This window comes from Cupriavidus sp. GW822-FHT02D05, assembly GCF_058802485.1.
In genome coordinates this window covers 104634-131596 of the sequence record NZ_JBXAOE010000023.1, presented here as the reverse complement: position 1 = coordinate 131596, position 26963 = coordinate 104634, and the positions used below count along the sequence as shown (strand labels likewise).

Below are 26963 nucleotides of genomic sequence, written 5' to 3'. Positions count from 1 at the left end.
TTGCCCTTCACCGGGTCGCTGATGAACAGGATGTCGCGCCCGCCCGCGTTCTGATGGACCCGGAAATGCTCGCGCCCGCTCAGGTCGACCTTTTCGCCGGGCGCGGGCGGGGCGATGGACGAGTAGACGAGCAGGCCCTGCTTGTCGATCACCGACACCTGGAACGACAGGTCCACCACCAGGTTCTCCCGCTCACGCACCATGTCGACGAACCCCGGCTGGCCGACCAGCCAACTGGCCCGCAGGTCGAGGAGGAACTCGGACAGCCGCAGGATGCTGGATTTCGAGTACGCGCCGAACGCCCGGGCCTGCGCCTGGGTACGCTCCGCGGCGTCGTGCAGCAAGCGGTCCCGTTCGCTCACGAGCTGAAACGTCACGAACGCCCATGTTGCGATCAACCACGCCGCCGCCCCCAGGTTCAACGGGGAAAAGACCTGGCGCAGGCGCTGCAGCGCCTTGCCATATCGGGTGATCGAGCGTTCTGGCATCAAATGGGTATCGCAGCGCAGCGAAGAATCGACATCGATAGCAGGCTAGTCGATGTCGGCGAACTCGACAAGCAGCACCACTCTAGTCACGTGCTCACCGCGTGGAACCGGGAGGGCGTCCCTCGCGCGCCGCAGCCAGCCTGGGGCCATGGGGCAGTCCACATTGACCTGCCCCATGGCTTGCCCAACTAGCCTGCCCCAGCTTGTAGGGCATCCAGTCGACCGCGTCGCGTAGGACGATCTCGCCACCGCCGTGACCGTCATGAGGGAGGCGGCAAGCCGTAGCATCTCCTGGTGCAAGGCAATGGCGCCGCGGTTGGAGCCCGTCAGCCGCTCGAACATGCTTAACACTCACTTGATAGTAGCGCCGCCACGGCGGCAAGTTCCTCGTCGGAAAGATGGTCCGTTGACTTGAGGGTGGAATACTTTGACAATTGCAAGCGAAAAATTGGGATCAGCGTCGGCAGCTATCTTCGGGTGGGCGGACCCCCAACTTCCTGCTTTGGGGGCGCTCTGCGGAGCGCCCTTTTCTATTTCGGCCTGGCAACGCCACGCCCGGATTGCCGGCGATCGCCTTCGCCACGCCACCGGCCATGCACCGTCACCGAAATCTGCAGATGCGAGGTCTGCATCCCGACTGGCCGACGAAATTAGAGCGGATCGAGGCTGGCTATCTGCAGCGTCATTTCGAGAATCATGATGTGCGCGAGGACGCGCAGTATCGCGCACATCATGGGGTCGGCACGCTTGGCCGGCGCCGCCTCCAGCGTCTGGCCTTCCTTGCCGACTGGCGGGATTGGAGATTGCGCTTCAGCGAGCGTTCCCAGCGCGCACGTCGGATCCACTTCGGCCGCCTGTTGGTTGGCGTTGATCTGTCGCGCCTTCGCTAATGCTTCATCCCGCGAGAAGCCTTGTTGGACAAAAAAAAGACGCATCATAGGCAATCGACTTGTCTACGCTTTCCCGGTACTGCTGTTCCTGATCGTCGAGGTGCTGGTCTTTAGTCATTTCGATGTTTCGCTTATGCCGGCGCGGCCGGCGTTAGAATCGGTCGCTCGAAAAATCGACAGTGCGTGTTCGCAAAGAACGCGTTTGGAAAATGGAGGATGCGGATGGCTAGTTTCCTGAAGAAGCTGTTTGGCGGTGGTGATAAAGACGCTGAGAGGGACGGTCATGGTGACCACCGCGACGCTGCGACTCTTCCCGAACCAGACCTCACCATTGCGCGCGCGAATAACGAAATGCGGATGCGCACGCAAGCCGCGATCGACATGTGGGGCCTCGACACCGCCTCGTGGAACGCCGATCTCGACGCTGGGACGATCATCTTCACCAATGCCGAGAATGGGCTGGTGGTGACCTCGCCGGTGCAGGTGGTTGGCACCTACGATACCGAAGACGGCACCTGGCTATGGGGCTGGGACCACCCTTCGGTACCTGAGGCGCTCGGCGAGCACGCCCGACGCGTGCGAGACTTCGGTCAGCAATATGGGCTGGAGAGGCTAACCACCCGCAAGATCGCCGCGTCGATAGACGATGCCTGGGAATTCACCGCGCTCGCCTGCCACCTCGGCGGTGGGCAGGGCGGCTATAGCGGCCCGTCTGGCTCGGCGCGGGTGTTCATGACTTATGGCACCGTGACGATCAACAAGTGAGGCTAAGTGTTCACGAAAACTGACCAGGAACTTAGCGCCATCACTGGCAGATAACTTGTCACGCTTGTAGCAATAACCTCAATCAAATCCGTACACGTTACGTAAATGCGATCACATCAACTCCAGCTGCGGCCCCGCCTTCGAGGCCGTGCCGGCGCCCCGTGCTGCTGGACGCGCCGGGCTAGCCCCATGCCCGGCACCAGTTGAGCGAAAGCGCCGCCTCCTAGACGCGCCAAAGGCCCCATGCGATAGTGCGCTCTCTACTTCACACGGTTCGCAGCGCCGCCGCCAAGGCGTTGGGCATGGACTGCAGCCGTAAAGACCGTCGCTTGCCATTGCCAAGCCTGGCCGAGCACCTTGCCGCAAATGAAACCGGGCCAAAACGTGCCCGGTTTTTTCATGCCGACAGCCGCGAACAACCTTAGACAGCACCCGCGTTATGTTTAGCGGTGCCTGTTCGCCGGGGTGACCGGGCGCGCTGCGCACGCCTGGTGGCCGTCCCTCGGCAGGCAGTTTATTGTGTTATTGAACTGGCACCCACTCTGACGCCCTCTGGCGCGGATCCACGTCACCCCTTGGACCAGCCGCCTCTCCGCAGGCGACCTGCGCAATAAGTTAAGTCTGCAGCCGGCGGTAGGCATTGAAATGTCGGATTGCCCGCACCCCATTACCAAGCGTTTCGTAAATTCTGGCTGCGTTGAAGTGGGTATCAGCAAAGCCCGGCGCAAGCGTGATGCATCGCTCGTAACTTGAGAGCGCCTCCCCTGTTTGGCTCATGTCCTCCAGGGCGACACCAAGATTGAAGTGCAGCAGGGGTTCGTTCGGCAGATATGAGATTCCGGAACGGTAGAGTGCCATCGCGTCGACGAACCGGCCTGCGTCGCACAGCATGCAGCCCAGGTTGAGGTATGGATCAAGAAATGTCGGTTCGGCCTCCAGTGCGCGACGGTACGCTGCCTCGGCTTCGATCGGCTTCTGTTTCCAGCTCGGCACCGATGAGAAACCAATCCTGCGCGTCGGCCGCCGGCGCCCGTGCATCGTGCAGAGACGCCACGACCGCCGCGCCAAGTTCACCTGGCTCGAAGTCCATCAGCATCTGGCCTGACACGGCCTGCCATCCCCTACCCTCGTCCTTTGTCGCCACCTCGTTGCCCATCGCACGGATCCGCACACCGGTCAGCGGCTGGCCGGTGCCGCGAGACGCCTTCACCCTCGCCAGCGCGCGGACAATCAGCCGCGTAGGGATCTTGGCGCCGTGCAGGGAATTTGCGGTACGAAGAAGCACCATGTCCTGAAACGTGAAGAGGAGCTTTCGCCGCGGCCCGAGGGCGGGCGTGATGATCCCCTCGGTGACCAGCCTGGTGGCCACCGATCGCGGGATGCCCAGCATCATCTCGGCGTCCTCCTGGGACCGCGGAGCGCGAAGCTTTTACCAATGCCTGTCGTCGACACGGGTTCATCGCCGCCGACTTTAGCGTCTGCGACATGACCGGGAAACTGGATCGCCTGGTCAGCGTGCTGAGACCAGAGACAGGCACTCTGATGCACTATGCAGCAGGGTCTCGTGATTCTTGGTCGACCAAATTCGAGCACGACTTGGCCGTCCGGGTCTTCGGAGACGCCCCCGAGTAAAACCTCGACGCTGCCCCCTCGGCGAAGTGCTCGTTATCGTGCCCTACCACCCGGCTGCACACCGCCTCTTACCGACCCTTCTGCGACGTCCAACGCGATAGTTCGAAGGGCTGTTCAGGCCGAGATCCTGTCATCCGAACCCGGCATAGTGGAGGTCCGGAGAGCGATCCAGAGCGGTCATCCACGCTGTGCCCTTCAGGCTGATCGCGGCTGGGACGGTCGTGCGCCTTTTAGGTCCCGGCGACTATGCCGAAGTGCGCTTGATCGCCGCTGACGCCTTGATGCCGCTGCCGGATGGCCGTCCGGCTGTGCCTTCGCCAAGAAGTCCCCGTCCGAGTTTATCGCTCAGCCGGCCAGCCATTCAATCTTTCCGGACTTGCCCATCAGGAAATCCGCGTTAGCGTCGGCGACCCGGCGCAAGTAATCCCAGAGTGCCTTGATTCGGGCAAGCTCCCGCCGTTCCTGCGGCGCGACGAGCCAGAAAGTCCGGGTGATATCGATCCGCGCGGGAAGGATGGGAACGAGCTCTTTCGAAGCGGCGCCCAGGAAACAAGGCAAGACCGCCACCCCGAGCCCGGAACGGACGGCCTGGAACTGCGCGATAACGCTTGTGCTACGCATGAACGGCTTGGCCCCGGGCAGCCACGTTTGGAGACTGAACTGTTGCTTCGCGAAAACCAGATCGTCCACATAGTCGATCCATCTGTGACCAGGAAGGTCTGTCACACCATGGATAGGAGGGTGACGGCGCAAATACTCGCGTGTGGCGTAGGGCAAGAGCCGGTACTCCGCCAGCTTGCTGGTGACAAAGCTGTCGATGGTAGGCCGGTCGACGGTGACGGATGCATCGGCTTCGCGCTTCGACAGATTGATGTTTCTGGGCATCGGCAACAGGTCGACCGTGATGCCTGGATGGCGTGTGCAGAAATGCGCGACGTGCGGGGCCAGAAAGTAGCTGCCGAACCCTTCAGTAGCGCCCAGCCTTATCTCGCCTGTCAGCGCAAGGCTGTCGCCAAAGACGTCGGATTCCACCATTGCAAGCGTGCTCTCCAGCTTCTCGACGTGCTCCAGCAAGCGGTGACCAGCGCTCGTGAGGCGATGCCCTTGCGAACTGCGATCAAACAGTTTCGACCCGATGTCCTCCTCCAGCCGCTGCAAGCGTCGCGAAATGGTGGACTGGTTCATGTCCAGCGCATGCGAGGCCTCCAGCGCAGATTGCGCCCTCGCCACGCCAAGAAATACCCGCAAGTTGTCCCAATTGAACTGGTTCAAGGCGCTCTCCTACAAATGCAAAAACGCATAGTTGCCTTGCATATTTTGCCACACCAATTGCATAAACGCAGGTGTACGATCTGCCGTACGGTGTCACTGCACGCAATGCAGAACCAATTCACGAAGTTCGGGCGATCGCTCAGGGAGGTACACAAAGCATGACCAATCACATCGGGCACTTCATCGCGGGCAAGCATGAAGCCGGCACGGGCCATCGTACCGGCCCGGTCTACAACCCCTCGCTTGGCGAAGAGATTGCGCGCTGCGCCTATGCGGATCGGGCCACGCTCGATCATGCGGTCGTGGCCGCCACCGAAGCGGGAAAGCGCTGGGGGCGCGCCTCGCATGCGACGCGCCAGGCTGTCATCTTCAAAATGCGTGAGCTGATGACCGCCAATATCGACCTGCTGGCCGAGACCATCGGCCGCGAGCATGGCAAGACGATCGCCGACGCAAAGGGCGAGATCGCCCGCGCCATCGAGGCCATTGAGTTTGCGACCAATGCGCCGCACGTGACCAAGGGCGAGTATGCGACGAATGTTGGCGGCGATATCGACGTATTTTCGATGCGTGTGCCGATCGGCGTGGTCGGCTGCATCACGCCATTCAACTTTCCCATCATGGTGCCTGCCGTGATGATTGCCATGGCCGTGGCCGTCGGCAACGGAGTGGTCTGGAAGCCATCGGAAAAGGTGCCGAGTGCCGCACTCGAGTTTGCGCGCTTGTGGAAGGAAGCCGGGTTGCCCGATGGCGTATTTAATGTCGTCCAGGGCGACAAGGAGATGGTCGACGCGATCCTCGAACATCCTGGCATCGCGGGTGTCAGCTTCGTTGGCTCCACGGCCGTGGGTGAATACATCTACCAAAAGGGCTCCTCCCACAACAAGCGTGTAGCCGCATTTACCGGTGGCAAGAATCACATGGTGGTGATGCCAGATGCCGATCTGGAGGCCGCAGCCAATGCATTCGTTTCCGCTGGCTACGGTTCGGCGAGCCAGCGCTGCATGGCCGTGTCGTTACTGCTGCCCGTTGGCGCCGGAACGGCCGAGCGCCTGCGCGAGCTGCTCGTGCCAAAGATTCAGGCGCTCCGCGTGGGCCCCTACAACAACCCCGCCGCCGACTTCGGTGCCGTGATTTCAGCGCAGTCCAAGCTGGCGGTGGAGCGAGCGATTCGCGATTGCGTGGAGGCTGGTGGGGACCTTGTGCTCGACGGACGGGATCTGAGTGTGCCGGGCCATGCAAGCGGTTACTACCTTGGCCCCACGCTGATCGACCGGGTCACGTCCGATATGGAATTTTACAAGGAGGAGGTCTTCGGGCCGGCGCGCGGCATCATGCGTGCCGAGACCTTCGATGAGGCCGTCAACGTGACCAACAGGCACGCCTACGGCAATGGCTCGGTCATCTTCACCCGCGACGGCAAGACGGCACATCGTTTCATGACCGAGATCGAGTCCGGCATGATCGGGGTCAACGTCCCGGTGCCTTTGCCCGTGGGTTACTTCAATTTCGGCGGACTGCGCCGCTCGAAGTTCGGTGAATCCCATCTCTACGGACCCGACGCCGCGCGCTTCTACACCAAGCTCAAGACCGTTTCGCAGCGATGGCCCGAGCCGGACCAGAAGGCGTCCCCCGTGTCGCTGGCCTTCAGCGGCAGCGCCTGAGGCGCGATGGCCATCGTGCCATCGCATGGTCGACGCCTCGCCCCTACGGTGAACCACCCCTGCTGGCTCGCAGCAGTCCCAAGCAAATGACTTTGGAGCATTCCCATGCGCCTGATCGCTTATCGCCCCTCCAACACCGGTGTCCAGTCCGACGCCAACATCGGTGTCCTGATAGATGGCCTCATCGAACCACTGACATCCCTAGGCAACTTCTACAGGGATACCGACGCCTGGCTGGAGCAGGCGCGGACGCTGCACAAAGGCTCCCTGCCGCTCGCCGACGTCAGCCTGGCAGTACCTGTCCCGTTGACCGCGAAGATCATCTGCGTGGCAATCAACTATGTCGAGCATGGCAAGGAAGGTGGACTCCCGACGCCGCCTTTCCCCAATCTGTTTGCGCGCTGGGCTTCGACGCTGGTGACGTCTGGCACCCCAGTGCCGGTGCCATCGACGGAGCCGGACGGCATCGACTGGGAGGTCGAGCTTGCCGCGATCATTGGGAAGCCGCTGCTGGAAGCGAATCCGGAGCAAGCATTGGAAGGTGTACTGGGCTACACGGTCTTCAATGATCTAAGCGGACGGGCGTCCCAACTCCAGAGCATGACGCTCAGCACTGGCCAGTGGGCGCTGGGCAAGAATCTCGATGGCAGCGGTCCAGTGGGTTCGATCATCGCTACTGCGGACTCGATCGATCCCGCCAACACGCGGCTGACGACCAGGGTGGACGGTGAAATCATGCAGGACGGCACCACTGCAGACATGGTGTTCTCCGTCGGACAGATCATTGAATTCATTACGCGCACGATCAGTTTGCAGCCCGGCGACCTGATCGCTACTGGTACGCCATCAGGTGTTGGATTTGGCCGGAACCCACGCATCTACGCGAAGCCTGGATCCGTCGTCGAGGTGGCTGTGCAGGGCATCGTAGCGGTGACGAATCCCATCGTTGCAAGAGGCTGAAGCCGGCCCCGCCCACCGCGCCTACCAACAGCATGCAGAAGGAGACGACGTGATCAAAATTCGTGGTGGAAAGTATGTGGTCTATGGGGTCAGTGACCTCGGAAAGACCCGAAGTTTCATGGCCGACTTTGGCCTGGTGCCTGTAGATTGGCCTGGAAACGCCGCCTATTTCCGCGGGGCCCTTTCCAGTCCCTACATTTACGTGGCCGAACCATCCGCTGAACCATCTCTCAAGGCAATTGGCCTCGAAGTGGACAGTGCGGACGACCTTGCGCTTGCCGCCCGCATCGAGGGCGCCTCGCGTATACGTGAGCTTAGCCGTCCCGGTGGAGGCCTTTGCGTGAACGTCGCGTTGCCGGGCGGGATAAGTCTGGAGCTTGTCCACGGCGTCGAGGATGCCCCCGAATTACCGGTGCGTCCGCCATCGGTGCTTAACGAGGGAATTCGGAAGGCGCGCTTCAATGTACCGCAGCGCCCGGAACACGGACCCTGCCAGGTGCTCCGCCTGGGGCATGTCGCCCTCGGCGTGCCAGATCCGGTGGCAACAAAGGACTGGGCTGTTCGCAACCTGGGCATGATCGTTTCAGACGCGATGCTGCAACCCGGCTCACAGGACGAATTCCTCGGCTTCTTCATGCGTTGTGACCGGGGAGCGACACCCACCGATCACCATACCCTGCTGTTCTCGAAGGCCGGGACATCACACGTCCATCATGTTTCCTTCGAGGTTCAGGATATCGACGCGGTTCATATGGGCCATGAGTGGTTGAAGTCCAGGCGGCACAAGGCCCACTGGGGCATCGGTCGGCATGTCCTGGGTAGTCAGGTGTTCGACTACTGGTGGGATCCGGATGGCTTGCGCGTCGAGCACTATGCCGACGGCGACCTCTATGACAACACCGTTCCGGCAACGACAGTCGAAGGCACGGACGATCAGTTGTGGACCTGGGGCCCGGAAGTGCCTTCCGCATTCTTCCAGCAGATCCGAGAGGTCTAGCCAGCGCCGCGTCGCAGCCGATGCCTTGCCTCCGAATAACAGGGAATAAGGATCATCGGGCCGGCGCGCCGACGGCGAGTACATGACAACGACCGGAGATACGTCGCCCTATGGATGAGCACACGCCTCAACTTCACGTGGATGAATCGGTAGCCACGATCTCATTACGCCGCCCGGAAGTAGCCAACCGGTTGAGTCCCGCTGACCTACGCGTACTCAAGGCCCACGTCGACGCGGTCAACGACATGGAGCGGGTCCTTGTGCTGCGCTTTACCGCTACGGGGAAGTACTTCTGCAGTGGCTACAACATTGCATTCCTGACTGGAAAGGCCGATGAAGGCGCTTTCAACTTTGGGGAAGTGATGGATGCCATCGAGGCGGCCCGCCCCGTGACCATCGCCGCCATCAACGGCGGCGTGTACGGCGGGGCAACGGATTTCTGTCTGGCCTGTGACTTCCGTATTGGCGTCCCCCACTGTGACATGTTCATGTCCGCAGCTCGCCTGGGCCTGCATTTCTACCGCGGCGGCATGGAACGCTATGTCTCGCGCCTGGGGATTAACGCCGCCAAGCGGCTGTTTCTTAGCGCCGAAAAGATCGACGCCGAAACGATGTTGCGGCTGGGATTCCTGACGGAGATCGTACCGGCGGCGGATCTGGCTGCTCGCATGGAACAACTGACCAGCCAGCTTGCCGGCATGGCCCCGATAGCACTCCTCGGCATGAAGAAACACCTGAATGCCATTTCCCGAGGAGTACTGGAAGCTGCCACGCTGCCAAAATCACCCAAACCAGTAACCGCATTCACGGCCTGCTCACCCAGATCCATCCTGCACTGGAACGGGTTCTGAGGCCGCCCCTAAACCATCCGGCCGTGCCCGATCTGCTCAAGCGCTACCCGTCGCCCTTGGTGAGGGACAGGAGGATCTTTCCGGTCAGACCATTTCCTTCGTTTTTCTGCGTCGTAAGCTAAGCCGATCATCGATTGATGCGCAGCGTGGGCCAAGGCCAAGGCTGCGCATCCGTTGGCGGCCAAGGTCGTGACGGATTGAGGGTCGGCCGTTCGATCAGCCGTGCCTGCCGGGTGTTGAGCGTGAGCGGTGCAGGCTATTGCGCTCACCGGCAGAGGGGGTCAGGTGACACGGCGCGTGCCAGGCAAGAGGTCCATGTGCGAGCTGCCTTCGAGGGCAGTGGGCACAGCCACGGCAGCCGTCAAGATATACAGGCCGATCTGAAAGAGCCGGCTGACACTGACCACCAGCTGGCTTAACAAGCCCTGACTCAGGTTGCTGAGGGCATCAGTCGTTCGGGACAAAACTGTACGGCAAGTGCACGGATGGCCGCAATAAGGTCAGGCGAATGGGCTGCACCCCGCGCCAACAAGGGACTTGGGGCTGATTAATAACCGTATCCATCTACGGGAAAATGACGATCACCCCAGATAGGCGGCCGCGCCCGGCAGGACTGGCGAACCACACAGCCCATCGTCGTAGTCGATGGCCTGGAACTCGTCCTTGCCGGCGCGGGAAAAGTGATCGGAGACGGCGCCCCGGTCGTCGGCGAGAATGTTGACAACAAAATGATCGTTCTCGCGGAATGCGGGATAGCTGCGCGACGTGAGCGACTGGCTCCAGAGAATCAACGGCGGATCGAGCGAGACCGAACTGAACGCGTTGGCAGTGACGCCAGCCCGCGCTCGAGAATACTCACGATCGACTGGCGCACGCCCTCGGCGTTGACGTGGCTCGCTCCAAACAAGAACTGCGCGGAGATGCCTCGGATCGTCCCGACGATCGCCATTGCCTCCTCGGCCGGATCCAGGTCGGATCGAATCTCGCCTTCCTCAATGCCGATTCGAAGCTCGGCTTCGATATGTGCCGCTGACTCGCGCGTCATACGCTCTAGCGCCAATGCGACTGGTCCACCCGGGCTGCGCCCCTCGGAAAGAATCACGTTGAACGCATGCAGCACCTTGAGGTGCGCCGGATCCCGCCCGAGGGTGAAGCGAACGATTTCCAGAACGGTTTCCAGGCCAGGCTTCGCGTGACTGTTGGCCAGTCGCGCCTTGCGGATGTTCACGCCAATCTGGTCAACCAGGGCGACGAGAAGGCCCTCCTTGTCTCCATAGTGATGCGCGGTCAAAGCGCGGCTGTAACCGGAGCGCGCGCCAATTTCGCGCATGGTGACGCCGGCCATGCCCTTCTCGCAGATTAGCTCGATCGCGCTTTCGAGAATGCGCCGCGTTGCCTCTTCCCTTCTTTCATGCTGCGTGCGGCGGGACTTTACCGGCTTCTGGCTTGGGGCTTGAGGTTGATTTTCCATACGTGAAGAAAGGGATACCTGATTGTCGCCGCTATCTTACCAACCCGCCTTGCGGCCACCTGTTATGACGCGACGGCGAAGGCATCTTAACACCTACACTTGCCAGACAGATGGCAAGTATCTATGATTCAGGAAATCGTAGGGAGCCGCTCCGCCGGTATTGCATCCCTGCGCGACATGGCTGTGACGCGCCCATCCTCGAACCAGCGTCCAGCTCAAATAATCACGAGGAGACATTCATGAATCGAGCAAAGAACACGCCTGGCCATCTCTTCGTGGCGCTGACAGCGCGTGCGACAGCGAACACGAGCTTCACACCGTCAGTCATCCCACTGCCCTTGCCATAGAGGGCATCGGCGCGCGGCCTCTATCCCCTCCCAAACGCGAATACAAAAGGAGTATCAACATGCAACAGGCATATATTGTCGATGCCATCCGCTCGCCCCTGGGCCGCTCCAAGCCCGGCTCCGCCTTCACCGAGCTGCACGCCACGGAGTTGCTGGCGCAAGTGCTCGCCGGGCTGGTTCAGCGCAACAACCTCGACCCTGGGCTGGTGGACGACATCATCACCGGTTGCGTCACGCAGGCCGGCGAGCAATCCGCCGGCCCTGGCCGCGTGGCCTGGCTGGCCGCAGGCTTCCCGGAGCACGTGCCGGCCACCACCATCGACCGTAAGTGCGGTTCAAGCCAGCAGGCCGTGCACTTTGCCGCCCAGGGCATCATGGCCGGCGCCTATGACGTGGTCATCGCCTGCGGCATCGAATCGATGAGCCGCGTGCCGATGGGCTCGGCCCGCATTGGCCAGAACCCGTATGGCCCCTCGATGGAGGCGCGCTACGCGCCGGGCCTGGTGTCGCAAGGCGTGGCCGCCGAGCTGGTCGCGGCGAAGTGGGAGATCTCGCGGGAGCAGATGGACAGCTACTCGGCACGCTCCCACCATCGCGCCGCCGCGACACGGGAAGCCGGCGGCTTCGCACGCGAAATCCTGCCCATTCGCACGCCCGGCGGGCTGGTGGCGCAGGATGAAACCATCCGGGCCAACACCACGGTCGAGCGCCTTGCTACGCTGGCGTCGCCCTTCCGCAACGAGGAACTCAGCACGCGCTTCCCGCAACTCGGCTGGGGCGTGACTGCCGGCAACGCCTCGCAGATCAGCGACGGTGCCGCCGCCATGTTGATCGTCAGCGAGCGCATGGCAATCAAGCTGGGGCTCAAGCCGCGTGCCCGTTTCGTCGGCTTCGACGTGATCGGCGCCGATCCCGTGGAGATGCTGACCGCCCCCATCCCCGCGAGCCAGCGCGTGCTGGCCAAGAGCGGCATGACGCTCGACCAGATCGCCCACTACGAGATCAACGAGGCCTTTGCCAGCGTGCCGCTGGCCTGGCAGAAAACCATGAAGGCCGACGGCGCGCGCCTGAATCCACGCGGCGGCGCCATCGCGCTGGGCCACCCCCTGGGTGCCTCGGGCGTGCGCCTGATGACCACCATGCTGCATGCGCTGGAAGCCAGCGGCGAGCGCTTCGGCCTGCAGTCGATGTGCGAAGCCGGTGGCATGGCCAACGCCACCATCATCGAGCGCGTCTGAACCGCGCCTCCCCGAATACGTAGAAGACACAGGAGATACTGCATGAAACTCGACAACACCATGTCTGCCGTCGTTACCGGCGGCGCTTCGGGCCTGGGCCTCGCCAGCGCACGCCGCCTTGTGGAAAAAGGCGTGAAGGTCGTGATCGCGGACGTGTCCGAAGAGCGCGGTGCTGCCGCCCTTGACGCGTTGGGCGGCCAGGCTACCTTCGTGCAGGCCGACGTGACCGACACCGGGCAGATGACGCGCGTCTTCGACGCTGCCGTCGCGCTGGCCCCGCTGCGCGCCCTGGTGCATTGCGCTGGCCTTGGCGCGCCGGTCCGCGTGGTGGAGAAGGACGGCTCGCCCGGAGCGCTGGAGAAATATGAGCACGTGGTGCGCATCAACATGATCGGCACCTTCAATGCACTACGCCTGGCCGCCGCGCGCATGGCAACCAACGAACCGGTGGACGGCGAACGCGGCACCTGTGTGCTGACCGCCTCGGTGGCCGCCTTCGAAGGCCAGATCGGCCAGATCCCGTACGCCTCGGCCAAGGCCGGCATCGTCGGCATGACCCTCGTCGCCGCGCGCGACCTGGCGCAGCGCATGATCCGCGTGTGCACGATTGCCCCTGGCCTGTTCGACACCCCGCTGCTGGCCCGCTTGCCCGAGCACGTAAAGACCGCACTGTGCGCCTCGGTGCCACACCCGGCCCGCCTGGGCGCGCCGGACGAGTACGCCTCCACCGCCATGCACATCCTCGAGAACGCCATGCTGAACGGCGAGACCATTCGTCTGGACGGCGCCATCCGCATGGCAGCACGCTAAAGCGCGCCGCTCCACATCCAACCCATCGAGGAAAGGAGACACCCTGTGAGTGACACGCTTCTGCTGGAAACCCGCGGCAACGTGATGGTGATGACCATCAACCGTCCGCAGGCCCGCAACGCAATGGACTTCGAGACGGCCACCGCCATCGCCGCCGCGCTAGACGAACTGGACGCCCGCGACGACCTGAGCCTTGCCGTGCTGACCGGCGCCGGCGGCACCTTCTGCTCCGGCATGGACCTGAAGGGCTTTCTCGCCGGCAAACGTCCGAGCATTCCGGGCCGCGGATTTGGCGGCGTGACCGAGCGAGCGCCGCGCAAGGTACTGATTGCCGCCGTGGAAGGCTACGCACTGGCCGGCGGCTTCGAGCTGGTGCTGGCTTGCGATATGGTGGTGGCATCGCGCGAGGCGAAGTTCGGCCTGCCCGAAGTGAAGCGAGGCCTCGCAGCGGCAGCCGGCGGCCTGATCCGCCTGCCGCGCCGCGTGCCGTACCACATTGCCATGGAATACGCGCTGACCGGCGACGTGCTCCCGGCCGAACGCGCCTACGAACTGGGCCTCGTCAACCGCTTGACCGATGCCGGCGGCGCGCTCGACGGCGCACTGCAACTCGCCGCCGCGGTGGGCGCCAACGGTCCGCTCGCCATTGCCGCCAGCAAGCACGTGGTGGCGGAGTCCGGCGACTGGTCGCGAGAGGAAATGTTCTCGCGGCAGAAACCGCTGCTCGACCCTGTCTTCGCTTCCGCCGACGCCCGCGAAGGAGCAACGGCATTCGCCGAGAAGCGCAAGCCCGTCTGGGCCGGGAAATAAGCCACATGGCTGCAACATGGCTGCGATCGCTGCGTCAAGCGGCCATCCGCGGCCAAGGTCGTTCGCACTTGCAAGATCTGTCTCGATGGAACTGTGTGTCCGGCCGCTCACCGTTTTCATCTTTACAGACACCGGTACAACATGACACAACCATTCCCCCCCGACGCCGCGCAACCGAGGGCTGCCCAAGCCTCAGGCTTGTCCCCCTTCTGGCCCCCCGGCTTGCCCGCAGCAGTGCATGTGCCTCGCACCAGCCTGTTCTACAACGTAGCAGTGGCCGCGCGCCGCTACCCGGACAAGACCGCCATCCAGTACTTCGGCCGCGCGATCAGCTATGCCACGCTGCACGAACAGATCGAGCGCATGGCCGGCTACCTGCAGCGAGCCTGCGGCGTCGTGCCGGGCGACCGCGTGCTGCTGTACACCCAGAACTGCCCGCAGTTCATCATTGCCTACTACGCCATCCTGCGCGCCGAAGCCGTGGTGGTGCCGGCCAACCCGATGTGGCTGACCGCGGAGTTGGAGCACGTGGCAGGCGACAGCGGAGCGCGCGTGGCCTTCGCCGCCTCCGAGCTGTACGAGCGCCTGGCGCCGCTGCACGGCGCCGCGCTCCCGCACGTGATCGTCCACGACTACGCAGACATGGTGCCGGCCGCTGCGGACGACGGCCCGGCAGTTCCCGCCTGGCTGCGCGATTGCGCGCTGCCGGCGCAGCAGGCCCCGGCAGGCGGCACGCTGGTGCGCTGGCAGGACGCGGATGTGGCCGGCCTGGCACCGGCGCCGCACACCGCCAGCCATGACACGATGTGCATGCTGGCCTACACCTCTGGCACGACCGGCCACCCCAAGGGCTGCATCCACACCCATGGCACGCTGATGAGCGCGGCGGTGGGCTCGCAGATCTGGCGCAGCAATACGCCCGAGACAGTCTTCCTGTCCGTAGCGCCGCTGTACCACATGCTGGGCATGCAGAACGGCATCCATGCGCCACTTTACCTGGGGGCCACCATCGTGCTGCTGCCGCGCTGGGACCGCGCGCTGGCCGCGGAGCTGATCGAGCGCTACCGTGTCTCGAACTGGGCCACGACCCCGGCCATGCTGGTGGACTTCTTCTCCCAGCCGGGCATCCTTGAGCGCAATCTTTCCAGCCTGGCCTTCCTGGGCGGCGGCGGGGCGGCCATGCCCGATGCCGTGGCAGACATGCTGCAGGAGCGCTTCGGCCTGCGCTATATCGAGGCGTATGGCATGACCGAGACCGCCGCTTTCCTGCTGTCCAATCCGCGTCACCGCCCAAAGCGGGAATACCTGGGCATCGCCACCTTCGGGGTCGATGCGCGCGTGATCGATACGCAGACCGGCGCCGAGCTGCCGCAAGGCGAGCTGGGAGAGATCGTCGCCAGCGGCGCGCAGGTGATGCGAGGCTACTGGCGTAATCCGGAGGCCGATGCGGAGAGCTTTATCGAGATTGACGGCAAGCGCTTCCTGCGTACGGGCGACCTCGGCTTCATCGACGACGACGGCTATTTCTTCATGCGCGACCGGCTCAAACGCATGATCAATGCGTCCGGCTTCAAGGTCTGGCCGGCCGAGGTGGAGAACCTGCTCTACGGGCACCCGGCCATCCATGAGGTTTGCGTGATCGCCGTCCAGGACGAGCGCCGCGGCGAGACGGTCAAGGCCGTGATTGCGCTCAAGCCTGACATGCAGGGGCGCGAAGAGGCCAGTGCCGAACAGATCATCCAGTGGTGCCGTGAGCGGCTGGCAGCCTACAAGGTGCCCCGCCTCATTGGCTTTGTGGATGCGCTGCCGAAGTCGGCAACCGGCAAGATCTTGTGGAGAACGCTGCAGGAAGCCGAGCAAGCGTCGGCGTTGCAGGGCCGCGCAGACTGAGAAATACCGGAATATAAAGCAGAGGAGATAGCCATGCAGATGGAAAGAAGACACTGGCTGGCGCAAGCGGCCGCATTGGTTGGCGCGGCGGCGCTGGGAAACGGGAGCGTACGCGCGCAAAGCACCTATCCCTCGCGCCCGCTGCGGCTGGTGGTGCCCTATCCGGCCGGTGGCGGCACCGATACGGTGGCCCGGCTGATAGGGCAGCGGCTGTCCCAGTCCTTGGGCCAGCCGGTGGTGGTGGACAACAAGCCCGGCGCCAGCGGCATGCTGGGCAACGACATCGTGGCTAAGGCGGCACCGGATGGCTATACGATGTTGTTTGCCATCACCGCGATGATCCAGTCTCCCGGTTTGTACAAGAAGGTTCCGTACAACGTGGAGCGTGACTTCGCACCGGTTTCGCTGGTGGCACGCTCGTCGGACCTGTTCGTGGTACCCAATCGGGTGCCGGCCCGCACGCTGGCCGAGTTCGTGGCCCTGGCCAAGGCCAGCCCGGGCAAGCTCAGCTACGGCTCTTACGGCAACGGCACGTCATCTCACCTGCACGGCGAGCAGTTCAAGATGCAGGCCGGCATCGACCTGGTCCACATCCCCTACAAGGGGGCGGCGCCACTTGTGAGCGACTTGCTGGGCGCGCAGGTGGACTCGGCGTTTATTGACGTGTCGTCGGCCTATCCTTACCTGAACTCGGGAAAATTCCGTGTCCTCGGCATCACTGGCGCGCAGCGGCACAAGGCGCTGTCGTCAGTGCCGACCTTCGCCGAGGCCGGCTTTGCCGGTTTCGAGGCCAGCGGCTGGCTCGCCTTTTTCCTCCCGGCAGGCGCGCCGCGCGATATCACGGCCCGGCTGTCGGCCGAGGTCGCCCGCATCACGAAGGTGCCCGAGGTGTGGCAGCGGCTGGCGACCATGGGGCTCCAGCCGGTAGGCTCCACGCCTGAGGAACTGGCGGCGCTGGTAAGCACGGATACGCCTAAGTGGGCCCGCATCGTGCGCGACGCCCATATTCAGCTCGACTGAGCGCCCGGCCGCGCCCCCGCTGAGCACAGGTGAGACCGTCTGTGTAACGTCCCACCTGTGCTGGCCCGTGCCCGTGGCGTCGTCACGTTGCCGAAGCGGTTGCGCCAGATAGTGCGATGAATTTGGTGAGGGCTTCGCGCACCGCGTCAAGGCCGCCCGCCGCTAGCCCAGCAGTACATGGCATTTGGACGAAGTGCTTGTTACGCTGCGCGGTGAGCCTTAACTGCTATGGCGGGCAGTCGATCAGTACGGTACCGAACATGATGTCCTACTGCTCCGGTGACCGTGATAGCGCAATTTCGTATCCCCCGTGCAATCATGCCCCGCGTCAAGCGGCCCGGGTCCTGCTGCGCGGCACCGCCCGCAGCTTGCCGATGGGCGCCATCAGCGCGGCGGTGCAGTAATCCACCAGGTCCGCGACGGGAGGCTGGCCGCGCTTTGCAGGGCCCTGGGTCTGGCGGCACCACTGCGCCAGCGAATAGACCACGCTGTTGTTGAACCACATCTGGCGGTTATGCAAGACCTTGCGCGGGATGCCGGGCAACGCAGCGGCAATCATCTTCCTGGACCGCAGCACGCCGGACATCGCGTCGAAATCGATCATGTCCGCGTTGACCAGGCTCGGGCTGAAGGTGGCCTGCGCCAGCACCTGCACATAGAGCGCGCCCCAGGGCGTGTCGCAGATGGTATCGGCAAGCGCGCTGATCGATGCCTCCACGATGGCCCGCACATCGCCACCCAGGCCGGCCGCCTCGACTTCGTCCAGGTAGTGGTTGCGCACCTTGTTGATATGGGTCAGGCGGAAATTAAGCAGCTGGCTGACCAGCGCCTCGCGCGAGCCAAAGTGATAGTGCAGCGCCGAGCGGTTGCGCTGGCCCGCTTCGACCACGATCTGGCGCAGCGGCACCAGTTCGACGCCATGCTCGGCAAACAGACGCTCGGCGATCTCAAGCATGCGCCGGGCCGTCTCGCTTTCCAGCGGATTGCCGCTGGCCTGCCCGGCCTCGGCTGAAGCCTTTCGCGCCGGCGGCTTTTCCATTAGCGCGCTATCGGCAAGGACCGTAGCAAGAGAACGCTGGCGTCCATGGCTCATAAACTGTTGTTCCCATATTTTAATATTTGGAATTATGGGTGCAATGCCATCAAGCGGGCAAGCATGCCGCCCGCGTCTGAGACAAGTATGACTAGCCGCGCAAGCGCCGCAGCGACCGCGCGGGATTCTGGCCCAGCACGCCGATGATGGCGCCAACCAGCATGACCGCGCCGCACACCGTGAAGCCGAGCTCGAAACCATGCGCGCCGGCATGGCCCTGCACCTGCACGAGGCGCCCCATCACCACCGGCGCGATCGCGCCGGCGCTGGTCGCCACCGCCGTGCTCAGCGCGATGATGGCGCTGCGCTGCGCATCGGGAACGATCTCTGCAAGAATGGCCGGCCCTACCGCGAACGCAACCGGCGGCAGCGTCGCCGCCAGCGCCAGCAACGCCACCTTCCCCCCCGGCGCAAGCGAAAGCAGCGGCAGCGCCAGGAACAGCAAGCCGCCGGCGCCGACGCAAGCGCTGCCGAACACCGCCCGCGCCACGCGCGAGGAAGCGCCCCGCCGCAGCAACTGCTGCGAGCACCAGCTCAGCGTCAGGCTGACCGGCACGCCAACGGCCACGATGACCGCGAACATCCTGCCGGCGGTCACATCGTCATATCCTAGCCCCTGCTCCAGGTAGGACGGCATCCAGGTCAGCACCAAGGCGAGCCCCCAATAAGCCGCGAAGCCGGCCACGAAGCCCGACAACACGGTCGCATCCGTGAGCAGCCGGCGGTAAGGCACACGCCGGCCCGCTGCAAGCCGCACCGGCTCGGCTTGCAGCGTGCCTTCGCGGCCGAAGCACAGCCAGCCAAGCGCCCACAGTGCCGACGCGGCAGACAGTAGGAGGAAATTGGCGCGCCAGCCCCAGTGCTGCGTGATGAAGGGCACGGCCAGCCCTGCCAGCAGCAAGCCGAATACCGCGCCCTGGTTGATCAGGGCCACCGGCAGGTTGCGCTTCTCGTGTGGGAACCACTTGTACAGCGCGTGCACCGATACCGGAAAACCCGGTCCCTCGCCCGCGCCGAGAATCACGCGCGACGCCAGCAGCGCCGCGGCGCCGGAGGCGAACGCCACCGGAAGCTGCACCAGCGACCACAGGATCGCCATGGTCAGCAGCAGCCAGCGCGCCGCCACTCGGTTGCCGATAAAGCCCACGACGGCCGCCGACACAGAGAACAGCCAGAAGAAGCTGCCCGCGATCAGGCCGAACTGCGTCGGGCTGAGGTGAAGCTCGCGCATGACCGGCACGGCCACCATGCCCAGCACGACTTTGTCCAGGAAGTTGATGGAGGAGAACACCGTCAGCCAGGTGGCCATCGCCCATGCCTTGCGGGGCTGGTACGCGTTGGCGCGCACGGCGGCACCCTGGTCGCGCATGGCGTCCTGCGGCGGGGAAGTTGTCAGCGAATCCGGCATGGTTCAGTACTCCATGGCGCATGCGGCGGGCACGCCGAGAACCACCTCGGGTGCCGCACCGACCACCTTGAATTAATCCCCAGGATTACCTAGGGCATCGAGCTTAGTTGTAATCGAACGCAGCGCACACTGGGGTTTTCCCCGTACGCGGCGGATCGGCCTTGCGTGCGGCGCACGCAGCGCTGTACGCGGGACAGCGCCCTCAGAAGATCGTGCGGATGCCCAGCGAAACCCCGAGCTGCCCGCTGGCGCCCGGCGTCTTGTAGTACGTCTGCGAGGTGGCCGGCAAATAGCCGACCGACTGCCCGTTGGGCAGGTAAGCGATGTTGTCCCAGTTCAGCGAAGCATTGCGCGCATACATCGCCGCGGCGAAGAAATCGGTCCGCTTGGAAATGCTGTAATCCGCCAGCGCCAGATACTGCTGCGGATTCGGTGGATTGACCTTGCTGCCGGCGATGGTGGCCTGCTTGATGTCGTCGTAGTAATAGGCCAATGTCAGGCGCAGCGCCGACGTCGCTTCCCAGTTCAGGCCCAGCCAGTACATATCGTCGCGATGCGGCAGCAGCGTAGGCGTGCCGGTGGCGGGCGCCACCGAATTGCCCCAGCGGTAGCCGCCCATCAACTTGACCTTGCCAAGCGTATAGCTCGCGCCGATGGCGGCGCGCATGTCGCGGCCATAATCGTTCGAGCCGGAAGCGCCAGTGGCCTGGGCAGTGTTAAGCGTCTTCACCTCGTCATAGGCCACACCAAGGCCAAAGCCATCGGAAAAGTAGGAGGCGCCGATGCCATAAGCCGACCCCGCGGCCAGGCTGCCACTGCGCTCGCCAAGGGACCAATGCGTGTTCAGCGAGACCCCACCGAACTGGCCCTGGTACTGGACCATGTTGTTCTCGCGGAAGTTCGGACCGGCAAAGCCCACTACCGGTTCGAACTCGGGCGCGTAGGCAGCGGGCATGAAGTTGCCCATGGTCAGGAAGGAAGACGTGTACTGGCGCCCGAAGGTCACCCGCCCGTAGCCGCCCTTCAGGCCCACAAAGGCTTGCCGGCCGAACAACAGGCCACCGCCAAGCTGGCCGTTGTCGGTGTTGAACTGACTTTCGAGCACGAACAGGCCCTGCAGCCCGCCCCCGAGATCCTCCACGCCGCGCAGGCCGAAGCGCGACTGGGCGATGCCCGACGAGTTCATCAGGTATTGGGAGCCGCTGCCGGGCGCCAGCACGCCGTTGGCTACGTTTTGCGCGTGGTTCACGTACTGCATGCTTGCGGTCACGACGCCGTACAGCGTCACCGACGATTGCGCATAAGCCCCCTGCCCCAATACGCTGGCAGCGGCCACGGCGAACAGCACTTTCTTCTTCATCAGTCTTCCTCCGTTGTGTTCGTTGAAGGGATCGCACATGGACACGCGTGCCGCGCTCGACCGCGCCATGCCCTTGTTTAATCCGATGTCTTAATTTGTAATGCGAGAGATTAAGCGCACGAATTCGTTCGGGCATCTGGGGATTTCCCGATCGCGTTGCGTCCTGTTCTCGGCTCATCAATGATGGCGTGTATCTTGCAGCACAATTTCGACACAGTTGCGGCCAGGACGCCACATGACTGGCGGTCCGCGCATCAGCTCGCTAGGGATAATGCTAAGTATTAATGCAGGAGATTATTGCTATCCTGACCCGTCCAGTACACGTATGCAGCGCCAAAACATGGAGAGAGACGACATGGAGAAGCCCGAAAAGACCGAGGCCGGGTCCGGTATCGGCACCTACAACACCACCCCCGGTGCGGGCAGCCACCTGCCCTTTCCAGCGCCGCCCAGTGCCAGCGTGGCAGGACGCAAGCTGTCCGAGTCCACCCACCAGCGCCGCAAAGCGGAGCCGCTGCTGCGGGACGCGCCCAACGTGATGATCGTGATGCTGGACGACGCGGGTTTTGCGCACCCGGACACCTTCGGCGGTGAAATCCATACGCCCACGCTCACGCGGCTAGCCGACAGCGGCATCCGCTACAACGCCTTTCATAACTGCGGCGTGTGCTCGCCCACGCGCGCCTCGCTGCTCACCGGGCGTAACGCGCACCGCGTCGGCTACGGGCATATTTCCGAATACGCCACGGACTGGGACGGCTACGTTGGGGTAATTCCCCAAAGCGCCGGCACCCTGGCCGAAGTGCTTCGGGCCTGGGGCTACAACACCGCCGCCTTTGGAAAATGGCATAACACACCCGCCAACCTGACCACGCAGATGGGCCCGTTCGACCGCTGGCCCACAGGTCACGGTTTTGACCACTTCTACGGCTTCCTGGGCGGCGAAAGCTCCCAGTACGAGCCGCGCCTGGTCGAGAACACCACGCTGATCGAGCCACCGCATGACGAGAGCTACCACCTGACCGAGGACATGGCCGAGAAAGCCGCGCGCTGGCTGCGCCGCCATACCGCCATCACGCCGGACAAGCCATTCATGATGTACTGGGCGCCTGGCGCGGTGCATGGGCCACATCAGGTCTTCAAGGAATGGACCGACAAGTACAAGGGCAAGTTCGACGACGGATGGGATGCCTACCGGGAACGCGCTTTCGCGCGCCAGAAAGAGATGGGCTGGATCCCGGAATCCGCAGAGCTCACGCCGCGCCCCGACACCCTGCCAGGCTGGGACAGCATCCCCGAAGCCGAACGCCCTTTCCAGAGGCGGCTGATGGAAGTCTATGCGGGCTTCCTGGAACATACCGACGCGCAGCTTGGCAAGATCATTGATGAACTGGAACGCCTGGGCTTGCGCGAGAACACGCTGGTGTTCTTTGTGTTCAGCGACAACGGCGGCAGTGCGGAAGGACAGAACGGCACCGTTGTCGAATTGCTTGCGCAGAACCGCATCCCCAGCACGATCGAGCAGCATCTTGACGTTCTGGACGGCCTGGGCGGGCTCGACGCGCTGGGCGGCCGCAAGACCAACAATATGTACCACGCCGGCTGGGCCTGGGCCGGATCCACGCCATTTCAGAGCACCAAGCTGATTGCCGCCCACTTCGGCGGCACGCGCACGCCCCTGGTGGTCTCGTGGCCACGCGGCATCAAGCCGGATAGCGTGCCGCGCACGCAGTTCCATCATGTAAGCGACATCGCGCCCACCATCTACGACATCCTGGGCATCACTGCGCCGCTTGAACTCAATGGCGTGGCGCAGGATTCGCTGGACGGCATATCGATGGCCTACACCTTCGCCGAGCCGGCCGCGGCCGGCCGCAAGGGCGTGCAGTACTTCGAGGTCGCCGGCAGCCGCATGGTGCATCACGATGGCTGGACGGCAGGTGTGTTCGGGCCGCGCATTCCCTGGGTGACCACGACGCCTGGGCTGGATACCTGGGATCCGGACAACGATGTCTGGGAGCTTTACCACATCCGCGCGGACTATTCGCAGGCACGGGACCTGGCCCAGGAACAGCCCGGGAAGCTGGCGCAGATGAAGGATATGTTCGCCGCGCAGGCGGGGATCAACAAGGTCTACCCGTTGGGCGCGGTCTATCGGGTGGTGATCCATCCGACAGACCGCGTCGCCCCCAAGCAGGCTGCCTGGCGCTTTAGTGGGGACATCACGCGCATTCCCGAGAACGCCGCGCCGAACATCCGCTCCCGCGACCACATCGCCACCGTGGATGCCGAGTTCGGCGAGCGCGCCAGCGGCGTACTCTATGCCATGGGCGGCTTCAACGGCGGCGTCAGCCTCTTCATGGACGACGGCTACCTCGCCTACGAATACAACATGCTGGGGATGTGCCGCTACAAAGTGCGCTCGCCCGATCGCCTCCCTGCAGGCAGGCACGCCCTGGAGATCGAGTTCACGATGTCCGAAGGCCGGGCACCCAGGCGCGCCGCCAGCTATGTGCTACGCGTGAACGGCGAGCAGATTGCCGCGACGGAGGTGGGCATCACGGTGCCTGGTGCCTTCAGTGCATGTGAAACCTTCGACATCGGGTGCGACCTCGGCTCGCCCGTCGCGCATGAGTATTTCGACCGCGCACCGTTCCGGTTCAGCGGCACCGTCCATGAAGTCTGGCTGCGCTACAAATAAGGAGACAGAACATGCAAGACATCGAAGACCGTCCTTCGGCACTCGTGACAGGCACTGGCTGCGAGGCCGTGGCAGAAGGCGTATGGCTGCTGCACGGCCAAGGTCAGTCTTTCGTGGCCGACGTTGGCGGCGGCTTGCTGGTAGTGGATGCTGGCCCCGGCGGCAAGGTCACGCGCGGCATGATTGCCGCCCTGCGCGCCAGTACGGACCTGCCGGTCATCGCCATCTGCTTCAGCCACGGCCACATCGGCTACAACGCCGCCCTGCCCGAATGGTTGGCACATGCGAGCGGGCGCGGCGAGCCGGCGCCGCGCGTGCTCGCCCACGCCAATGTGATCGGCCGCCGGGCCCGTTACCAGGCCACCATGGGCCTGCAGGAACGCATGGCCGAAATCCAGTTCCGGCACCGCGCCGGCAAGCTCGCCGGACGCCTGGTTTGCCCCGCGCCGACCGAGACCTTCACCGATGGGATGACCCTCGGACAGGGCGCGCGGCGCGCCGAGATCATCTGGGCCCCGTCGGAAACCGACGACGCCATCGCCGTCTGGCTGCCCGGCCTGCGGCTGCTGTATGGCGGCCCGGCCGTCATCGATTCGATCCCGAATATCGGCACACCTTTCCGCACCCTGCGCGACACCGTGCGCTGGGCCGAGACGCTGGAGCGGCTTGCCGCGCTCCAGCCAGGCACGGTGGTACGCGAGTTTGGCGCAACCCTTGAAGGCAGCGAATCGTGCCAGCACGTCTTGACGCAGACGGCGCGCGCGCTGCGCTGGCTGCGCGCCGAGGTTGTCAGGCTGATGAATGCGGGCTGCGGCGAGCGCGAGGTACTGGCGTCGCTAGAACTGCCGCCCGAGCTGTTCGACCAGCCCTGGATGCGGCCGACCTATGGCGATCCGAGTTACATCGCACGCGACATCTACCGCTCGGAGAATGGGTGGTGGGACCGCAACCCGACCTCCCTGCATCCGGCGCCGCCCGAGCGGGCGGCCGCGGAGATCGTCGCGGCCATCGCCGACCATGACGCCGTGATCCGCCATGCGCAGGCGCTGGCGGAACGCGGTGAGACTCAGCTCGCCCTGCATGTGATCGACGTGCTGGCTACCGCGCGCGACGATACGCCCACGCTCGCCAAGGCAAGGTCGCTCAAGGCCCGCTGGCTGCGGGAGCGCGCTGGCCAGGTCCGAAGCTATGTGTCGCGCAGCCTCTATACGGCAACCGCGGACATGATCGAGCAAGGCAACGGGCACGCCTTTGGCATTCGCTGACGCTGGCACAGGCCCCTCACGGGCTCCAAGAGAGACAAACATGTCCAACATCGCAAAGCAATGCCCATCGCCCAACCCTGTGCGGAGCGGCGTCATCTCACGGCGGCATGCCATGCGCAGCCTCGGCGGGATCGCCATGGCGGCATTGGCAAGCGCCGGCAACCTGGCGGCGGCTGGCGCGGCCCATGCCGAACCCGCTTGGCCGGCGCGGCCTATCCGCCTGGTTGTGCCGTCTTCGGCCGGTAGCGGCACCGACCTCTTTGCCCGCCTGCTAGCCGAGCGCCTGGGCAAAGCGCTCAAGCAAAGCATCGTGATCGACAACAGGACCGGTGCTACCGGCATGATCGGCAACGACGCCGTCGCCAAGGCCAAGCCGGACGGTTACACGCTGTTGTTTACCTATGCGGCGTCCGTGGTGATCAACCAGACCCTGCAACCGAAGCTGCCCTACGATGCCTTGCGCGACCTGATCCCGGTGGCCCAGGTTGGCTCAGGGGGCAATTTCTTGGTGGTTTCGCCGGATTTCCCCGCGCGCAACCTGAAAGAGTTCGTCGCCTACATCAAAGCCAATCCCGATGCCTACGACTACGCCTCCTGGGGCGTGGGCTCCGGCGGCCACCTGACTATGGAGTCGCTCAAGATGCAGGCCGGCATCAAGCTGCGGCACGTGCCATACAAGACGGTGCCGCAGATCCTGAACGACCTGCAGGGCGGCATCGTCAAGGTGGCCTTCGTCGATTCTTCCTCGCCCTTGCAGTTGATCCGCGCCGGCAAGATCCGGGTCATCGCGCTGAGCGGCACGCGCCGCGGTCCGGCCCTGCCCGACCTTGCCACCATGACCGAGCAGGGCTTTCCCTTCCATACCGATAGCTGGTATGGCATGTTCGCGCCGGCCGGCACACCAGCGCCGATCGTGCAACGCCTTAACGCGGAGGTGAACCGCGTGCTGGCCGACCCGGAGATGCGGGAGCGCTTCATCCAGTTGAACATGTCCGAGATGCCGCCCAAAAGCAGCGAGCAGTTCGCGCAGACCGTGCGCAGCGATATCCGGATGTGGAGCGAAGTCATCCGAGCAAACCAAATCAGCGCCGAGTAAGACGCTCTCCATCTCCGGATTGCCAGTCACCAACCCTCTAGTGCCTTGCGGTCTTGGTGGCTGGGGCGTTGATCTGAGTGAGCTCGGCGACATTGCCTTCACCATCGACGACAAACCTCCGAACTTCTCCGACACCGCCACCATACCGCGGCATGGTGTTCACGGGCGCGCCCAATCTGGTCTGGGTCTTCGGGTATTTCCGTGCGAGCCGGATCATGCCGCATCGGCCAGTCTTATCAATGCCTTCCGCCGCTGGCATGGGCAGACGCCGCATCCGTTCCGGCCGGCTAGCGGGGCCAGCCCCGCTAGCCGGCGCGCCGCATCAGGCTGAAGCTCTGGGCAGTCGGCCCGGCATCACCCAGTCCTACCAGGAACAATGCCAGCGGCACCACGTCTTCCGGATTCTTCATCCATTCCCCGGCTAGCGCGAGTGTCTCGCCGAAGCCGGTCATCTCGGTGCGAACAGGCCCGGGGATCAGTTCATTGACGCTGATGTTGGCGTCCTGCAATTCCACGGCCAGTGTCTGCATGAGCATCCACATGCCTAGCTTGGCGCTGGCGTAGAATGACATCCCCGGATTTGGCCGGTAGCGCGAGCCGGAACCGGTAAAGATCATCTTGCCGCCGCCACGCCGCCACGCCGGCGCAGATGCGCGATGGCGGCGCGCGCCGTATGGAAGGCGCCAATCAGATTGACCTCAATTCAGGGATTTGCCGCGAATCGTGCCTGTGTCCGCCCTTCGCGTATCCGCACCACGCTGTCGGAGCCCTTTGCATATTCGATCGACGCATCCACGATGCCGAACAAGTGCATAGTCCCCGCGCAAACATCGCCTGCCAGCAACGCGAGTCCCCAACACCGTCCATACCTTGTTCTTCGCCTGCTCTGTCTCCCGTTCTCGCTAGTTGTTTAATCTCTTTTGATCTGGCGTCGC

The 26963-nt window shown here is 63.9% G+C and carries 23 protein-coding genes and 3 pseudogenes; 15 read left to right on the top strand and 11 right to left on the bottom strand.

The annotated features are described in order from the left end of the window. The coding region (locus tag AC1RQK_RS27905) for a PDC sensor domain-containing protein (protein ID WP_492812436.1) at positions 1–488 on the bottom strand (488 nt) is incomplete at its 3' end. Positions 489–1138: 650 nt separating this feature from the next. Beyond that, the gene (locus AC1RQK_RS27900; protein ID WP_492812434.1) at positions 1139–1426 is read right to left on the bottom strand and encodes a hypothetical protein; all 288 of its coding nucleotides are present in this window, start codon (positions 1424–1426) and stop codon (positions 1139–1141) included. A 174-nt stretch (positions 1427–1600) separates the two neighbouring features. On the opposite strand from AC1RQK_RS27900, the gene AC1RQK_RS27895 reads away from it, so the two are divergent. Continuing rightward, the gene (locus AC1RQK_RS27895) at positions 1601–2143 is read left to right on the top strand and encodes a DUF6882 domain-containing protein (protein WP_492812432.1); all 543 of its coding nucleotides are present in this window, start codon (positions 1601–1603) and stop codon (positions 2141–2143) included. A gap of 615 nt (positions 2144–2758) precedes the next feature. Here the strand turns inward: AC1RQK_RS27895 and AC1RQK_RS27890 are convergent. The 3 genes from AC1RQK_RS27890 to AC1RQK_RS27880 all read right to left on the bottom strand — a co-directional run bounded on the left by AC1RQK_RS27890 (position 2759) and on the right by AC1RQK_RS27880 (position 5047). After that, positions 2759–3034 (bottom strand): hypothetical protein, encoded by a 276-nt coding sequence (locus AC1RQK_RS27890; RefSeq protein ID WP_492812430.1) that lies wholly within the window; start codon positions 3032–3034, stop codon positions 2759–2761. Between the two features lie 22 nt (positions 3035–3056). After that, entirely contained in the window at positions 3057–3536 is a 480-nt protein-coding gene (locus AC1RQK_RS27885; protein WP_492812428.1) for a hypothetical protein, read from the bottom strand. Between the two features lie 584 nt (positions 3537–4120). Then, positions 4121–5047 carry a LysR family transcriptional regulator gene (locus AC1RQK_RS27880; protein ID WP_492812426.1) on the bottom strand — a complete coding sequence of 309 codons (927 nt, stop codon included), beginning with the start codon at positions 5045–5047 and terminating at the stop codon, positions 4121–4123. Positions 5048–5118: 71 nt separating this feature from the next. On the opposite strand from AC1RQK_RS27880, the gene AC1RQK_RS27875 reads away from it, so the two are divergent. The 5 genes and pseudogenes from AC1RQK_RS27875 to AC1RQK_RS27855 form a co-directional block, all read left to right on the top strand. Then, positions 5119–6711 carry a CoA-acylating methylmalonate-semialdehyde dehydrogenase gene (locus tag AC1RQK_RS27875; RefSeq protein WP_492812424.1) on the top strand — a complete coding sequence of 531 codons (1593 nt, stop codon included), beginning with the start codon at positions 5119–5121 and terminating at the stop codon, positions 6709–6711. 105 nt (positions 6712–6816) lie between these two features. After that, complete coding sequence (locus tag AC1RQK_RS27870) at positions 6817–7671, top strand: fumarylacetoacetate hydrolase family protein (RefSeq protein ID WP_492812422.1); 855 nt, start codon at positions 6817–6819, stop codon at positions 7669–7671. Between the two features lie 49 nt (positions 7672–7720). Continuing rightward, positions 7721–8668 (top strand): VOC family protein, encoded by a 948-nt coding sequence (locus tag AC1RQK_RS27865; RefSeq protein ID WP_492812420.1) that lies wholly within the window; start codon positions 7721–7723, stop codon positions 8666–8668. 110 nt (positions 8669–8778) lie between these two features. Further along, a pseudogene (locus AC1RQK_RS27860) lies at positions 8779–9417 on the top strand (enoyl-CoA hydratase/isomerase family protein); the annotation flags it as partial. Between the two features lie 23 nt (positions 9418–9440). Further along, positions 9441–9575, top strand: a pseudogene (locus tag AC1RQK_RS27855) (IS110 family transposase); the annotation flags it as partial. A 525-nt stretch (positions 9576–10100) separates the two neighbouring features. Here AC1RQK_RS27855 and AC1RQK_RS27850 read toward each other — a convergent pair. Further along, complete coding sequence (locus tag AC1RQK_RS27850; protein WP_492812418.1) at positions 10101–10310, bottom strand: flavin reductase family protein; 210 nt, start codon at positions 10308–10310, stop codon at positions 10101–10103. Further along, positions 10307–10990, bottom strand: coding sequence for a TetR/AcrR family transcriptional regulator (locus tag AC1RQK_RS27845; protein ID WP_492812416.1), 684 nt, complete (start codon positions 10988–10990; stop codon positions 10307–10309). Before AC1RQK_RS27845 ends, AC1RQK_RS27850 begins: the two co-directional genes overlap by 4 nt. A 406-nt stretch (positions 10991–11396) precedes the next feature. Here AC1RQK_RS27845 and AC1RQK_RS27840 point away from each other — a divergent pair, with 406 nt between their 5' ends. The 6 genes and pseudogenes from AC1RQK_RS27840 to AC1RQK_RS27815 form a co-directional block, all read left to right on the top strand. Beyond that, positions 11397–12575 carry a thiolase family protein gene (locus tag AC1RQK_RS27840; protein WP_492812414.1) on the top strand — a complete coding sequence of 393 codons (1179 nt, stop codon included), beginning with the start codon at positions 11397–11399 and terminating at the stop codon, positions 12573–12575. 42 nt (positions 12576–12617) lie between these two features. Then, positions 12618–13385: an SDR family NAD(P)-dependent oxidoreductase gene (locus AC1RQK_RS27835; RefSeq protein ID WP_492812412.1), complete on the top strand. Its 768-nt coding sequence runs from the start codon at positions 12618–12620 to the stop codon at positions 13383–13385. 45 nt (positions 13386–13430) lie between these two features. Beyond that, the gene (locus tag AC1RQK_RS27830; protein WP_492812410.1) at positions 13431–14195 is read left to right on the top strand and encodes a crotonase/enoyl-CoA hydratase family protein; all 765 of its coding nucleotides are present in this window, start codon (positions 13431–13433) and stop codon (positions 14193–14195) included. Positions 14196–14336: 141 nt separating this feature from the next. Beyond that, complete coding sequence (locus AC1RQK_RS27825; protein ID WP_492812408.1) at positions 14337–16085, top strand: long-chain fatty acid--CoA ligase; 1749 nt, start codon at positions 14337–14339, stop codon at positions 16083–16085. Positions 16086–16118: 33 nt separating this feature from the next. Continuing rightward, positions 16119–17105, top strand: a complete 987-nt coding sequence (locus tag AC1RQK_RS27820; RefSeq protein WP_492812406.1) for a tripartite tricarboxylate transporter substrate binding protein — start codon at positions 16119–16121, stop codon at positions 17103–17105. Between the two features lie 112 nt (positions 17106–17217). Next, positions 17218–17325: pseudogene (locus AC1RQK_RS27815) on the top strand (IS6 family transposase); the annotation flags it as partial. A gap of 108 nt (positions 17326–17433) precedes the next feature. Here the strand turns inward: AC1RQK_RS27815 and AC1RQK_RS27810 are convergent. The 3 genes from AC1RQK_RS27810 to AC1RQK_RS27800 all read right to left on the bottom strand — a co-directional run bounded on the left by AC1RQK_RS27810 (position 17434) and on the right by AC1RQK_RS27800 (position 20966). Further along, positions 17434–18144 carry a TetR/AcrR family transcriptional regulator gene (locus AC1RQK_RS27810; RefSeq protein ID WP_492812404.1) on the bottom strand — a complete coding sequence of 237 codons (711 nt, stop codon included), beginning with the start codon at positions 18142–18144 and terminating at the stop codon, positions 17434–17436. Between the two features lie 145 nt (positions 18145–18289). Beyond that, positions 18290–19606, bottom strand: coding sequence for an MFS transporter (locus AC1RQK_RS27805; protein ID WP_492812402.1), 1317 nt, complete (start codon positions 19604–19606; stop codon positions 18290–18292). A 202-nt stretch (positions 19607–19808) separates the two neighbouring features. Continuing rightward, the gene (locus tag AC1RQK_RS27800; RefSeq protein WP_492812400.1) at positions 19809–20966 is read right to left on the bottom strand and encodes a porin; all 1158 of its coding nucleotides are present in this window, start codon (positions 20964–20966) and stop codon (positions 19809–19811) included. Between the two features lie 355 nt (positions 20967–21321). Here AC1RQK_RS27800 and AC1RQK_RS27795 point away from each other — a divergent pair, with 355 nt between their 5' ends. From AC1RQK_RS27795 to AC1RQK_RS27785, 3 genes are all read left to right on the top strand, one after another. Further along, positions 21322–23667, top strand: a complete 2346-nt coding sequence (locus AC1RQK_RS27795) for an arylsulfatase (RefSeq protein ID WP_492812398.1) — start codon at positions 21322–21324, stop codon at positions 23665–23667. 11 nt (positions 23668–23678) lie between these two features. Continuing rightward, on the top strand, positions 23679–24932 hold the full coding sequence (locus AC1RQK_RS27790) for an alkyl sulfatase dimerization domain-containing protein (RefSeq protein WP_492812396.1): 1254 nt from the start codon (positions 23679–23681) through the stop codon (positions 24930–24932). Positions 24933–25044: 112 nt separating this feature from the next. After that, positions 25045–26028 (top strand): Bug family tripartite tricarboxylate transporter substrate binding protein, encoded by a 984-nt coding sequence (locus AC1RQK_RS27785; protein WP_492812440.1) that lies wholly within the window; start codon positions 25045–25047, stop codon positions 26026–26028. A gap of 305 nt (positions 26029–26333) precedes the next feature. On the opposite strand, the gene AC1RQK_RS27780 is transcribed toward AC1RQK_RS27785, so the two are convergent. Next, positions 26334–26645 carry an SDR family NAD(P)-dependent oxidoreductase gene (locus AC1RQK_RS27780; RefSeq protein WP_492812394.1) on the bottom strand — a complete coding sequence of 104 codons (312 nt, stop codon included), beginning with the start codon at positions 26643–26645 and terminating at the stop codon, positions 26334–26336. Between the last annotated feature and the right edge of the window lie 318 nt (positions 26646–26963).